This is a genomic window from Runella sp. R0.1_18, from assembly GCF_057652155.1.
In genome coordinates this window covers 61,481-73,996 of record NZ_JBYFCK010000013.1, presented here as the reverse complement: position 1 = coordinate 73,996, position 12,516 = coordinate 61,481, and the positions used below count along the sequence as shown (strand labels likewise).

The following is a 12,516-nucleotide window of genomic DNA, read 5'->3' as shown; positions in this document are numbered from 1 at the left end:
AACGAATTAAACGTTTTCCGTAAAAATAGTGTTAGACCATCATACCAAACAGCAAACGTAACCAATTCGCGCGCCTTTGAAAGCACTTGCCCACCTCAACAAATACCTCGTCAAATATAAGTGGTACCTTATTCTTGGAACACTTTTCACCATTATTTCCAACCTTTTTGGCATCATTCCCGCCCAATTGGTACGCTATGCCCTCGACTTGGTAAAAGATACCCTCGACGTCTATTTTTTGTTTGAAGGCTCCAAAATTCAGTCCAGTTTTTACGACATTTTTGCCTTCAGTATTCTATTATACGGCCTGCTGATTTTGACCATGGCGCTACTGAAAGGAGTTTTCTTATTTATGGTGCGGCAAACACTCATTGTGATGTCGCGGAACATCGAATTCGATTTGAAGAACGAGATTTATACGCATTACCAAACCCTACCGCTGAGTTTTTATCGACGCCACAACACAGGCGACCTCATGGCGCGGATTTCGGAAGATGTCAGCAAGGTGCGGATGTACGTAGGGCCGTCAATAATGTACGGCATCAATCTCATAACGCTGTTTATTTTGGTGATTAGCTACATGGTATCGGTCAACGCCAAACTGACTTTTTATGTGTTGCTCCCTCTCCCCGTCTTGTCGTTGAGTATTTATTATGTCAACAACATCATCATGAAAAGGTCGGAAGCGCTGCAAGCCCAATTGTCGTCGGTTTCTACATTTGTACAAGAATCTTTTTCGGGAATACGCGTTGTCAAAGCCTTCGTTCGGGAGCGGGAACAACTTCGCCATTTTATTAATCAAAGTAACGACTATCGCAACAAATCGCTTGGATTAACGCTCGTCGATTCGCTGTTTTATCCGTTTATTGTCGTCTTAGTAGGTTTGAGTAACATTCTCGTAGTCTATATTGGTGGGCAGGAAATCATGGCAGGACGGCTCACCCCTGGCAACATCACTGAGTTTATTTTGTACGTAAGTATGTTGACATGGCCTGTGATGGCGCTCGGCTGGACAACCAGCCAAACCCAACGAGCGGCGGCGTCGCAGGTACGTATCAATGAGTTTTTGACCACCAAAACCGATATTGTCTCAGAGAAAAATACAGTACGCGATATCCAAGGCGCCATCCGTTTTGACAACGTTTCGTTTGTTTATCCCGACACGGGTATCAAAGCCATCAAGGAATTTAATCTAAGCGTGAAAGCGGGGGAAACGGTGGCTATTTTGGGAACAACAGGTTCGGGAAAAAGTACCGTAGCCAGCCTTCTTACGCGCTTGTACGACCCTACCGAAGGGCAAATTTTGGTCGATGGTGTTCCTCTCAAAGAGTATAACCTTCAATCGCTCCGAAGCCAAACGGGCTACGTGCCTCAAGACGTGTTTTTGTTTTCAGATTCTATTGCTCAAAACGTAGCGTTTGGAACAACGGGCTTGCCATTTTCTAAAATTGAACAAGCAGCCAAAGACGCTGATTTGTACGCCAATATCATTGATTTCCCCGAAGGTTTTGATACGAAGGTGGGTGAGCGCGGCATCACGCTGTCAGGAGGTCAAAAACAGCGACTTTCGATTGCGCGCGCCATTGCCCGAGACCCTAAAATTTTGATTTTGGACGATTGCCTTTCTGCCGTAGATACGCAAACCGAAAACACGATTTTGAGCAACCTCCAACGTATAATGCAGGACCGCACCTCGGTGATTATTTCTCACCGTGTATCGTCAGCCAAACTCGCCGATTTCATCGTGGTCTTAAACGACGGCGAAATCATCGAACAAGGTACGCACACCGAGCTTCTCGAACGAAACGGCCCTTATAAAGAACTATACGACAAGCAGTTGCAAGGCGAAGAAGTGTAAAACACGCCAAACCTTGCTTACTTCTCGTCCAAACTCATCAAATAGAGTGTTTCTACTTTTTGCCTAGCCCACGGAGTTTTACGGAGGAATGCTAGGCTTGATTTGATACTTGGGTCAAATTGAAAACAACGAATGTTGACGTATTCGGCCATGGTTTCCCATCCATAATGTGCTACCAAATGATGCAACATCATTTCGAGCGTAATGCCGTGTAAGGGATTATTGGCTTGCGGATTATTCATACTTATCAACTTTAAGTCCGTTCCAAAAGTGCTTACTTTGCCAGTATTTCTTTAAATTCAGCAATTCTAACAACAAGTACTTTAGGAAATGGATATGATTTTAACACATTGAAATGTTTGTCTTCTGAAACAATTAACTCTGCTTGGCCAGCTATCGCACAATCAACAAATTTGTTGTCATCAGGATCCTCCTTAATTAGATTCCAAGCATAATACCGTATGATAAAGGCAATATTAGGAAGCATTTCTAGCGCCTCAAGCACCGTTTCAGCCACTTCTTTCCCGTAGAACCTTTGTAGCACTTCTTCATACTCTTGCAAAATCTCAGTGGTTACACATAATTGAAATCCCTTTTCGTATATCAAAGTTTGCCATATCCAATGGTGTGGTGAGCGACTAGAGATAGAGGCAACAAGTACGTTTGTGTCAAGAACGTATCGCTTCATTCTATTGGTCGGTTTTTGTAAGGAAGTCGTTGATGTTCCTTTGAGATAGATTCAGCAGTCAGTCCCTTCTCGTCCCAAGCGATGTCAGCTAAGCGAGTGGCTTTTTTTGCAAAAAATTGAGATAACAACTCTCTTATCTCAGCTAAATCCGCCTCTGAAATATTTCGAGAATATAACTTGAGTAATTCTAATTGTAAATTACTCAATTGAGTATCCAATGTTTGAGATTGCATAACAACTTATTTTATTCTGAGAATAGATACTAATTTAACCACGCAATCATGACTAAAATGATTATCCCACATAGGCAAAGGTAACAAACTTTTATTTCATTTCTTCAAATGACTCTTAGCTCATAAAATCACTGCTTAGTCGTAGCATCTGACACAAAATAACGCACTTCCATTGCGGTATCTTTCAACAATTCACGCGTTCGGTCAGGACGGGCATCGGTCAAAAAAACTTGCCCAAAGGTATCTTTTTCAATGAGGTGAATCAGCTTTTGAATGCGACGGTCGTCGAGTTTATCAAAAACATCATCGAGCAACAACAACGGCTTCATTTCTTTTTCAATGGCAATAAGATCAAATTGCGCCAATTTTAAAGCCAATACAAACGACTTTTGTTGTCCTTGGGAACCAAATTTCCGCAGTGCTACCCCGTCCATTTCAAACCCAAAATCATCTTTATGGATGCCCATGATTGTCCTTTGAGCGTTCAAATCGCGCGTTCTGTGCTCCCGAAAATGATCACGAAAATCGAGGTTTTCAACTTCTGATTCATACTTAATCGTTACCGCCTCTCGCCCCTCTCCCAAAAACGAATAATAATGCTGCACCAAAGGTTCAAAACCCTCTAAAAATCGCTGACGGCGCTCAAAAATTCGATTAGCGAGGGCAACGAGTGGCTCGTCGTAAGTATCTAGCAAGTCATCATCCACGTAGCGGCGGTCGTAAAATAGCTTCAAAACCCCGTTTCGCTGCGCCAATAATTTATTGTATTGAAGCAAATCTTGGAGATAGTGCTGATCAAGCTGCGACAATACCCCGTCAAAAAAACGGCGTCGTTCTTCGCTCCCGTCGCGGACTAAATCAGTATCATTAGGCGCTACCAACACCACGGGATACAGCCCAATGTGGTCGCTGATACGCTCATAGGGCTTTTTATCTGACAAAATTACCTTTCTCTGTCCACGTTGCAAACTACACGTAATTTGCGTGGTTTTATGATCTTTCCAGAATAACCCATCCACCATCATAAAATCAGCTTCGTGCTGAATACTAAAAGCATCTTGCACCTGAAACGCGCTTTTGGTCAGCCCCAACCAATAAATAGCATCCAGCAAGTTGGTTTTGCCACTACCGTTTTCCCCCACGATACAGTTAAGGGAACGACTAAACTCAAAACGTCCCTCCTCGTAGTTTTTAAATCCCATAAGTTGGAGTTTTTCTAGGTATAGCTGTGGCATTGAATAGTTTTATGCTTAATTTCGCGTGGCAAAGATAGAACAGTCAACAGTTCACCGTTCATTGTTTGACCAGAAAACCTTATTTATTGTAAAAAATGGCAACCAAAACCAAAGCAACCCCAGCTAAAATAACCCATCCCAAAGAGAGATACATGTATTGGTATGAGTCGATGTTGCTTCAACGTAAGTTTGAAGAAAAAGCAGGACAACTCTATGGGCAACAAAAAATACGTGGTTTTTGTCACCTTTATATTGGTCAGGAAGCCTGCTCTTCAGGAAGTGTCAGTGCCCTTACCAAAGACGACAAGTGGATTACAGCTTACCGCGACCACGGCTTCCCATTGGCGCTAGGTACAGAACCTAAAGCCGTCATGGCCGAGTTGTACGGAAAAGCAACGGGTACCACCAAAGGAAAAGGTGGCTCAATGCACATTTTTGACAAAGAGCGTAATTTTATTGGCGGCCATGGTATCGTAGGAGCGCAAATTCCACTAGGTGCTGGTATTGCTTTTGCGGAAAAATACAACAAGACCTCAAACCTTTGTATGTGCTTTTTTGGTGACGGAGCCGTTCGCCAAGGTGCACTACACGAAGCGTTTAACATGGCAATGACGTGGAAACTCCCCGTAATTTTCGTCGTTGAAAACAACGGATACGCAATGGGTACGTCAGTCAATCGTACTTCTAACGTGACCGATCTATATACCATTGGCGAAGGTTACGATATGCCATCAGAACCCGTGGATGGCATGGATGTAGAAGCCGTACACGATGCCGTTAGCCGTGCTGCAGAGCGCGCTCGCCGTGGCGATGGCCCTACTTTCCTCGAATTCAAAACGTACCGTTACCGTGGTCACTCTATGTCTGACCCTCAAAAATACCGTACCAAAGAGGAGGTAGAGGAGTACAAAAAGCGTGACCCAATCGAAATGACGAAAGACCGCATTTTGACAAATGGCATCGCAACGGAAGAAGAACTTGCTGCGATTGATGCCAAAATCAAACAAATCGTGGAAGAATCTGTGAAATTCGCGGAAGAGTCTCCGTGGCCAGATCCATCTGAAATCTTTACGGATATGTACGTAGAACCTGATTATCCGTTTATTGTTGATTAGCCGATAGTCCACAGTCGATGGTCGATGGTCGATAGTAAAATTACTGTGGACTATCGACCATAAACTATCGACTGTCTCAAAAACCATGAAAACGTTAGGAAGGTATTTTATTTTTTTGGGGTCTTTGCTACGAAACCGTGAGAAGTTTCGGGTATATTCGAAGTTGGTACTCGACGAATGTATTGAGATTGGCATCAACTCCGTCTTTATTGTTTCAATTGTCGCAACATTTTTGGGTGCTGTGACCTGCGTCCAAACGGCCGACAACTTGGTCAGTCCTTTCGTTCCCAACTACATCATTTCGCTCATTGTGCGCGATAGCAGTATTTTGGAATTTGCCCCTACCATTACATGCGTTGTGCTTTCAGGAAAAGTAGGCTCTCACATTGCAGGAGGGCTTGGTACAATGCGTATTACTGAGCAAATCGACGCCCTTGAAGTGATGGGAATCAATTCTATTTCGTATCTAGTACTCCCCAAAATCGTAGCGGCCATCGTCATGTTTCCCATGTTGGTCATCCTTTCGGGTTTTCTCTCCATCTTTGGAGGATACGTGGCAGGCGTCGCAACGGGCGTAATTACCCCCGAAGATTATATTCGCGGTTTACGTTTCGATTTCCGTACGTTCAACATTCCTTTTGCCATCATTAAATCGGTCTTTTTTGCCTTTTTGATTACATCTATTTCTTCTTTCAAAGGCTTTTTTACCCAAGGTGGAGCACTCGAAGTAGGTCAAGCCTCTACCGCCGCTGTGACCAACAGTTGTATTGCGGTTTTGATTGCCGATTATCTACTGGCGCAGCTTTTGCTTTTGTAGGGTATGTTGGGTTGCGCACAACCCAACCTTTTTCCTCATTTACCAAACGATTTCTTCCAGTCCTCGCCCACGAAGGTAATTATTGGCTTGGCTAAAGTGCTTGGTACCAAACCAGCCTCCGCTGTTGGCCGACATTGGCGACGGGTGTTTGGCTTTCAACACAAAATGACGTTTGGGGTCAATTATCTTGCCTTTATCCTGCGCATATCGCCCCCAAAGCATAAACACAACCCCTTCTTTTTCGTCGTTAATACATTTAATGACGGCATCCGTAAAACGCTCCCAGCCGCGCCCTTGGTGCGAACCTGGGCTTGCCTCTCGTACAGTCAGCGTCGAATTGAGCAGCAATACCCCTTGCTCAGCCCAACGTTCCAAATTGCCCGATGCTGGAAACGGTTGCCCGAGGTCTTCCTGAATTTCTTTGAAAATATTGATGAGCGATGGAGGTTTGGTAACACCGTCATTAACTGAAAAGCACAACCCATTGGCTTGCCCGCGCCCGTGGTAAGGGTCTTGTCCCAAAATCACTACTTTCGTTTGGTCAAACGGACATTTGTCAAAAGCATTAAACATCAGTTTTCCAGGCGGATAGACTTTTTGGGTTTGGTATTCTTCTCGTACAAATGCCACCAAATCAGTAAAATACGGTTGCTCAAATTCTGATTGCAAATGAGCTTTCCACGAAGCGTCGATTTTAACGTCCATTTTTCTAATTTTTGCGTCAACTATTGGTTTTTCAACTACAACGACCTAATTTTGGTTACAAAGTTAGGAAAGTATCAAACAACCATGACATCAGCGATAACAGAAGGTGTAAGAGTAAGCGTCATGACGCAGTATCAGCCCGAGTATTCGAGCCCTACGCAAGCCCATTTTGTGTTTACGTATCGCATTACCATCGAAAACCACAGCGAGCATACGGTTCAGCTTCTACGCAGGCATTGGCATATTTTTGATTCCAATGGCACTATTCGAGAAGTAGAGGGGGAAGGCGTAGTGGGTCAACAACCCACGCTCGAACCAGGAGAAATTCACGAATACGTATCAGGCTGTAATCTTCGTACCAGCATTGGCAAAATGGTAGGCACTTATCTCATGGAGCGCCTCGTGGATGGAAAGCAGTTTAACGTTGCCATTCCCGAATTTACCATGATTGCGCCCTATCGTTTGAATTAAAAAAACTTCTTACCTGATCACACTATTTTGCAATTACGTTCGCTTTTCAACTACTTTTTGAAAGCTCAAGACGAGCACGGACTTCATTCTCCGTTTGTATTTGACTTATACCTCAATACGATAAAAAAAGACATCCACCCCCCTTCGTTTGAGGCCATTGAAGCCATTCGCCAAACGATGCTTCACAGCCAAGAAACCCTCCAAATCACTGATTATGGCGCAGGTTCTCGGGTCAATACTTCCTCTACCCGACAAGTAAAAGACATCGCCCAGCATTCTAAAAAATCGGCGCGATTGGCGCGGTTGTTCTATCGCCTCATTCAGCGTTTTGAGTATAATTCTATTTTTGATTTAGGCACGTCACTTGGCCTTACCACTCTATATATGGCGCAAGCCAATCTTTCAGCCCAAATTACCACCTTTGAAGGCTGCCCCGAAACGGCAAGCGTTGCGCAACAAAATTTTAAGACCTGGGCTAACCGTGCCTTGTCTCCTCAACAACCATTACCTATCGAAACGGTCGTTGGTAACTTGGACGAGACACTTCCCAAAGCCGTTGAAGACGCCCAACGCCTTGATTTTGTGTTTTTTGATGCCAATCATCGCTACGAACCTACAATAAGATACTTTGAAACATGCCTGACCAAAGCACACAACGACAGCCTCTTTGTTTTTGACGACATTCACTGGTCACCCGAAATGGAACAAGCATGGGAATATATCAAAGCCCACCCTTCCGTTTCAGCGACCATCGACCTGTTTGCGGTAGGCTTGGTGTTTTTTCGGCAACAACAACCAAAACAGCATTTCTTGCTTCGTTGGCCTTTTTGGAAGTAAAAACAAATGGGCAAAAGGCAAGTTTGCAAATAGCATTCTAAAGCGCGACAAACTCTACTCGGCGGTTCCTTTTGCGATTTTCTTCCGACGTATTGGGGGCAATTGGGTCAAGCGGTCCTCGGCCTCGGCTTTCGAGGCGGTCGGCACTGATGCCCTTTGTTTTTAAATATTCTACCACTGCCTGACAACGCTCACGTGAAAGTTTGACGTTCAAATCAAAGTCACCAGCATTATCGGTATGACCACGTATTTCGATTCGTGCCGTTGGATTTTTTTGCAAAATCGACACCAATTCATCCAACTGTGGTGCCGACTCGGGGCGTAGCACGGGGCTACTTTGGTCAAAATAAATATTATTGAGCGTAATTACCTTCCCTTTGACCAACTCGCTGAAAGGCGAAGGTGCTGGTGGTTTGGGTGGTTCTTTAGAAAATACGGACGTTCTAGGCGGTTCGTTGGTCACAGCAGTAGCCTTAGGAGCAGCAGGGGGTGGCGTGGCCGCTACCGCAGGTGGTGGCGTAGGAGTTGGCGCAGGTGGTGCAGGAGCAGCAGCTACGGCCGTTTTATCCAATCGGTAAGTTAGTTCGTACGATTTACCAGTAAGGGCTGTTTCTATCGTTATTTTTTTGGTATCAGGAGTGAATCCTTTGGCCGACGCTTCCACTTCCAGTTGCTCTTCGGCATCGTAGGTCAGTTCAGTAAAACCATCTTTTAGGGCCATAAACTCAACGTCATTATTGCTTTTGGTACGTACATTGAGAATACTTCCGATAATGGGACGGTCAGTCGCTTTGTCTAACACCCTAATTTTCAGCACTGATGGCTTTATTTTCTGAAGCTCAAACCCCAACACTCGGTCGTGTTTGATGTCGTTGATATTGGCCGAAGCCTCGGTATATCCTTTGGCCGTCACGTAGATGCTAACGACGGTATTGGGCAAGACATTGATGGAAAAATTTTTATCGGCGCTATTAAATTTAGGCTCAAACTCCTGGCCAGTTTTGGCATCTTTGGTTCTCAATTTAACCCGTGTAAGCAGCGCATTTGTTTCCACATCTCGAATCGCAAAGGTGACCTTGATTAATCCCGACTGCTTTTCTGAATCAACAATCTGAGCATCCCTAACCTTTAACTCCCCTTTGCTATTGTCCAACGTCGATTTTACGACCGTTTCTTTGGTCTTCTTAGGTTTGGCCGTATCAGCAACGGTCACCGAAACCTCCTCTTTTTTGGTAAAATAACGGGTTGGGAGAGCAAATGAGCCCCATGCTTCTCCTACACACACCCCCACTAAAAGCAACATCGTCTTCATACAGGCCAAATATCGGGCTTATTTTTTGTTCATCAAACAGTTTTTTAGCACGGTTTTAGTAGCAAATTACCGTCTATCATGGCTTACGATTTGATAGTCAGATATTCTTGTTTTATTTTGCAAATCAATAGTTAGTAAGCCAACTTGTGTTTCTAGGTCTATAGTAAACGATAAAAATGACTCACCCATCTGATTCCCGTGCTTATTTTTTTAAAATTGACACCACCATTAAAAAAATCAGGAACGTCCTACAAAAGCGTTTTAATGAAGCTGGCTTTGACCTGACCGTGGACCAATGGGTACTTATTGACCATGTAGCTCGTAACGAGGGAATCAGCCAAAACACCCTTGCCGAGCTTACCACCAAAGATGCCCCCACCGTTACTCGTATTCTGGATTTGCTCGTTAAAAAAGATTTGGTCGAACGGCGCATGTCGGAAGAAGACCGTCGGAAATTTAATATTTATTTAAAACCCGAAGGCCAAAAGACCTTTGAAACGGTATTGCCTGTAGTCAAAGAGATACGTCGGCAAGGCTGGGGACAGCTCAGCGAGGAAGATTACGGGCATTTTGTTCGGATTATGGACTCGATTTATCAAAATTTCAGCGACTAAAAGTGCGCCTTTTAGTCGAAAAAATCCCCTATTCTAGCATTATTTATTACCAGTTAGTACCTGTTTAACCCCTTAAATCGTCTGCTCAAAATAAGGATTTGATATTTTTTACACAAAACCCTCCTATATTTGAAGGCAGAATTGGGACCAAACACACCCTCCATGTCAAAAAACTTAGTAATAGTAGAGTCGCCGGCTAAGGCCAAAACCATTGAAGGATACCTCGGAAAAGACTTCACCGTCAAGTCCAGCTTTGGGCACGTGCGTGACTTACCCGATAAAGATTTAGGGGTAGATGTCAAAAATGGTTTCCAACCCCTCTACGAAGTATCGCCTGATAAAACCAAAGTTATCAACGAGTTGAAAAAGCTCGCCAAGTCTTCCGAAGAAGTATGGCTCGCTACCGACGACGACCGTGAAGGAGAAGCCATTTCGTGGCACCTCAAAGAAGCATTAGGCTTGTCTGATGGCACCAAGCGGATTGTTTTTAGGGAAATTACCAAAACCGCCCTACAAAAAGCGATTCAGAGTCCACGTGCGATAGACATGGATTTGGTTAACGCCCAGCAGGCCCGTCGAATCCTCGACCGCCTGGTGGGTTATGAGCTTTCGCCTGTCTTGTGGCGTAAAATCAAAATCGGCAACAACAGCGCGCTCTCAGCAGGGCGGGTGCAGTCGGTGGCGGTACGCCTTATCGTAGAACGCGAGCGAGAAGTAGAAGCGCACGAATCAAAGTCCACCTATAAAGTAACGGCACGTTTCGATTTGGCAGGGGGCAAAGTATTGGAAGCCGAACTTCCTAAAAACTTTGAAACCGAAGCCCAAGCACGCGCTTTTTTGGAAAAATGTAAAGGAGCCACGTTTAGCATCCGTAACTTGGAAGTTAAACCTGCAAAAAAATCACCTGCTCCGCCATTTACCACCTCTACCTTACAACAAGAGGCTTCGCGTAAGTTGAGTTTTTCGGTGGCTCAAACCATGACGGTAGCTCAAAAACTTTACGAAGCAGGTAAAATCTCGTACATGCGTACAGACTCTACCAACTTATCGGAAGAGGCCCTCCAAAAAGCAAAAGACCAAATTACGACCGAATACGGCGACAAATATCACCAGCAACGGGTTTTCAAAACCAAATCGGAATCGGCACAAGAAGCCCACGAAGCCATTCGTCCGACCAATTTTGGAGAGCTAAAAGCCAGTAGCGACCGCAACGAACAACGCTTGTATGAGCTGATTTGGAAACGTGCCATTGCGTCTCAAATGTCTGATGCGCAGCTGGAACGTACGATTGCTACCATTGGCATTTCGACTGCCTCAGAAGAACTCGTAGCCCAAGGAGAAGTCATTAAATTTGACGGTTTCTTAAAGGTATATCTCGAATCGAAAGACGATGAGGAAGAAGATACCAAAGGAATGCTTCCTCCGCTCAACATTGGGCAGGTGTTGGCCTTAAATATCCTTAAAGCAACAGAGAAGTTTTCACGTCCAAAACCACGCTATACGGAAGCGAGTTTGGTGAAGCAACTCGAAGAAATGGGTATTGGGCGACCATCAACCTATGCGCCTACGCTTTCGACCATCATTCGCCGCGAATACGTGGTAAAGCAAGACAAAAAAGGACAAGAACGCGAGTATAATGAGCTTTCGCTCCGCAATGACCAACTTACCGAAACCAAAGGTAAAGAGACGTTTGGGGCTGAAAAATCAAAACTTTTCCCCACCAACACAGGCATGGTGGTGAATGATTTTTTGGTGGACTTGTTCCCCGATGTCGTTGATTTTTCTTTTACGGCCAATGTCGAAAAAGAGTTTGACGAAATTGCCGAAGGTAAACTGTCGTGGCAACAAATGATTGATGGTTTCTACCAAGGTTTTCACCAAAAAATCGGGGATGTTGAAGGCTCGAACATCGTTAAGAAAAATACAGTTCACGACCTAGGAATCGACCCTAAGAGTGGAAAACCTGTTTCGGCACGTATCGGTAAATTTGGCCCATACGTTCAGATTGGAGAAAATATCGAAGGTGAGCCCAAACCGCAATACGCCAACCTCAAAAAAGGACAGTTGGTAGAAACTATTTCGCTCGAAGAAGCACTCGAACTCTTTGCCTTACCACGCGAAGTTGGGTTCTTTGAAGACAAACCGATGATTGTAGGCGTGGGTAAATATGGGCCTTACGTAAAGCATGATGATAAGTTTTATTCGCTCGACCGCAACGACGACCCTTATACCGTAGGCGAAGAGGCGTGTGTGATGGCCATTAAGCTCAAACGCGGCGACCTTGCCAACGAAGGCGAAGGGCTTGGCGAGTTGGAAGGCAAACCGATGACCACTGGCACTGGGCGATACGGGCCGTTTATCAAGCACGATGATAAATATTATTCGTTGCCTAAAGGTGCTAGTTTACAACGTCTTACCCGCGAAGAAGCACTGGAAATCATCCAGAAAAAGCGGGAAGCCGAAAGCAATAAAGTCATCAAAGAATTTCCTGAAAATACAACAGTAAAGGTGCTCCGTGGCCCTTACGGCCCTTATATTGCCGTTGGAAAACGTAACATCAAAATACCCAAAGATACAGACCCTGCTTCCCTCACCTTGGAAGACTGCTTGAAATTGGCAGGTAGCTAGGGC

13 protein-coding genes are annotated in these 12,516 nt (G+C 44.6%); 7 read left to right on the top strand and 6 right to left on the bottom strand.

The window, feature by feature from the left end; translation table 11 throughout:
• Positions 1–76 precede the first annotated feature (76 nt).
• Positions 77–1,858, top strand: a complete 1,782-nt coding sequence (locus tag AC23P2_RS20895) for an ABC transporter ATP-binding protein (protein ID WP_487775000.1) — start codon at positions 77–79, stop codon at positions 1,856–1,858.
• A gap of 17 nt (positions 1,859–1,875) precedes the next feature.
• On the opposite strand, the gene AC23P2_RS20890 is transcribed toward AC23P2_RS20895, so the two are convergent.
• The 4 genes from AC23P2_RS20890 to recF form a co-directional block, all read right to left on the bottom strand.
• Positions 1,876–2,100, bottom strand: coding sequence for a VF530 family protein (locus AC23P2_RS20890; RefSeq protein WP_122929281.1), 225 nt, complete (start codon positions 2,098–2,100; stop codon positions 1,876–1,878).
• A 32-nt stretch (positions 2,101–2,132) separates the two neighbouring features.
• Positions 2,133–2,546 carry a putative toxin-antitoxin system toxin component, PIN family gene (locus tag AC23P2_RS20885; protein ID WP_487774999.1) on the bottom strand — a complete coding sequence of 138 codons (414 nt, stop codon included), beginning with the start codon at positions 2,544–2,546 and terminating at the stop codon, positions 2,133–2,135.
• Positions 2,543–2,779, bottom strand: a complete 237-nt coding sequence (locus AC23P2_RS20880) for a hypothetical protein (protein ID WP_487774998.1) — start codon at positions 2,777–2,779, stop codon at positions 2,543–2,545. Before AC23P2_RS20880 ends, AC23P2_RS20885 begins: the two co-directional genes overlap by 4 nt.
• A 128-nt stretch (positions 2,780–2,907) precedes the next feature.
• The gene (gene recF, locus AC23P2_RS20875) at positions 2,908–4,014 is read right to left on the bottom strand and encodes a DNA replication/repair protein RecF (RefSeq protein WP_487774997.1); all 1,107 of its coding nucleotides are present in this window, start codon (positions 4,012–4,014) and stop codon (positions 2,908–2,910) included.
• Between the two features lie 95 nt (positions 4,015–4,109).
• On the opposite strand from recF, the gene pdhA reads away from it, so the two are divergent.
• Positions 4,110–5,129, top strand: coding sequence for a pyruvate dehydrogenase (acetyl-transferring) E1 component subunit alpha (pdhA, locus tag AC23P2_RS20870; RefSeq protein WP_487774996.1), 1,020 nt, complete (start codon positions 4,110–4,112; stop codon positions 5,127–5,129).
• An 85-nt stretch (positions 5,130–5,214) separates the two neighbouring features.
• Positions 5,215–5,946 (top strand): MlaE family ABC transporter permease, encoded by a 732-nt coding sequence (locus AC23P2_RS20865; RefSeq protein WP_487774995.1) that lies wholly within the window; start codon positions 5,215–5,217, stop codon positions 5,944–5,946.
• A 39-nt stretch (positions 5,947–5,985) separates the two neighbouring features.
• On the opposite strand, the gene ung is transcribed toward AC23P2_RS20865, so the two are convergent.
• A complete protein-coding gene (ung, locus tag AC23P2_RS20860) occupies positions 5,986–6,651 on the bottom strand; it encodes a uracil-DNA glycosylase (RefSeq protein WP_487774994.1) in 666 nt (221 codons plus the stop codon).
• Positions 6,652–6,735: 84 nt separating this feature from the next.
• On the opposite strand from ung, the gene apaG reads away from it, so the two are divergent.
• Positions 6,736–7,122: a Co2+/Mg2+ efflux protein ApaG gene (gene apaG / locus AC23P2_RS20855; protein WP_487774993.1), complete on the top strand. Its 387-nt coding sequence runs from the start codon at positions 6,736–6,738 to the stop codon at positions 7,120–7,122.
• Between the two features lie 57 nt (positions 7,123–7,179).
• Complete coding sequence (locus AC23P2_RS20850) at positions 7,180–7,959, top strand: O-methyltransferase (protein WP_487774992.1); 780 nt, start codon at positions 7,180–7,182, stop codon at positions 7,957–7,959.
• Positions 7,960–7,996: 37 nt separating this feature from the next.
• Here AC23P2_RS20850 and AC23P2_RS20845 read toward each other — a convergent pair whose 3' ends face one another.
• The gene (locus tag AC23P2_RS20845; RefSeq protein WP_487774991.1) at positions 7,997–9,271 is read right to left on the bottom strand and encodes an OmpA family protein; all 1,275 of its coding nucleotides are present in this window, start codon (positions 9,269–9,271) and stop codon (positions 7,997–7,999) included.
• Positions 9,272–9,447: 176 nt separating this feature from the next.
• Here AC23P2_RS20845 and AC23P2_RS20840 point away from each other — a divergent pair, with 176 nt between their 5' ends.
• Together AC23P2_RS20840 and topA are read left to right on the top strand one after the other, a co-directional pair.
• Entirely contained in the window at positions 9,448–9,885 is a 438-nt protein-coding gene (locus AC23P2_RS20840; RefSeq protein ID WP_028526256.1) for a MarR family winged helix-turn-helix transcriptional regulator, read from the top strand.
• A 162-nt stretch (positions 9,886–10,047) separates the two neighbouring features.
• The gene (gene topA / locus AC23P2_RS20835) at positions 10,048–12,513 is read left to right on the top strand and encodes a type I DNA topoisomerase (RefSeq protein WP_487774990.1); all 2,466 of its coding nucleotides are present in this window, start codon (positions 10,048–10,050) and stop codon (positions 12,511–12,513) included.
• Positions 12,514–12,516 lie beyond the last annotated feature (3 nt).

Bases quoted from the DNA above. Each gene is read 5' to 3' on its own strand.
- AC23P2_RS20890 (WP_122929281.1), bottom strand. From the start codon at position 2,100: ATGAATAATCCGCAAGCCAATAATCCCTTACACGGCATTACGCTCGAA.
- AC23P2_RS20885 (WP_487774999.1), bottom strand. From the start codon at position 2,546: ATGAAGCGATACGTTCTTGACACAAACGTACTTGTTGCCTCTATCTCT.
- AC23P2_RS20880 (WP_487774998.1), bottom strand. From the start codon at position 2,779: ATGCAATCTCAAACATTGGATACTCAATTGAGTAATTTACAATTAGAA.
- recF (WP_487774997.1), bottom strand. From the start codon at position 4,014: ATGCCACAGCTATACCTAGAAAAACTCCAACTTATGGGATTTAAAAAC.
- pdhA (WP_487774996.1), top strand. From the start codon at position 4,110: ATGGCAACCAAAACCAAAGCAACCCCAGCTAAAATAACCCATCCCAAA.
- AC23P2_RS20865 (WP_487774995.1), top strand. From the start codon at position 5,215: ATGAAAACGTTAGGAAGGTATTTTATTTTTTTGGGGTCTTTGCTACGA.
- ung (WP_487774994.1), bottom strand. From the start codon at position 6,651: ATGGACGTTAAAATCGACGCTTCGTGGAAAGCTCATTTGCAATCAGAA.
- apaG (WP_487774993.1), top strand. From the start codon at position 6,736: ATGACATCAGCGATAACAGAAGGTGTAAGAGTAAGCGTCATGACGCAG.
- AC23P2_RS20845 (WP_487774991.1), bottom strand. From the start codon at position 9,271: ATGAAGACGATGTTGCTTTTAGTGGGGGTGTGTGTAGGAGAAGCATGG.
- AC23P2_RS20840 (WP_028526256.1), top strand. From the start codon at position 9,448: ATGACTCACCCATCTGATTCCCGTGCTTATTTTTTTAAAATTGACACC.
- topA (WP_487774990.1), top strand. From the start codon at position 10,048: ATGTCAAAAAACTTAGTAATAGTAGAGTCGCCGGCTAAGGCCAAAACC.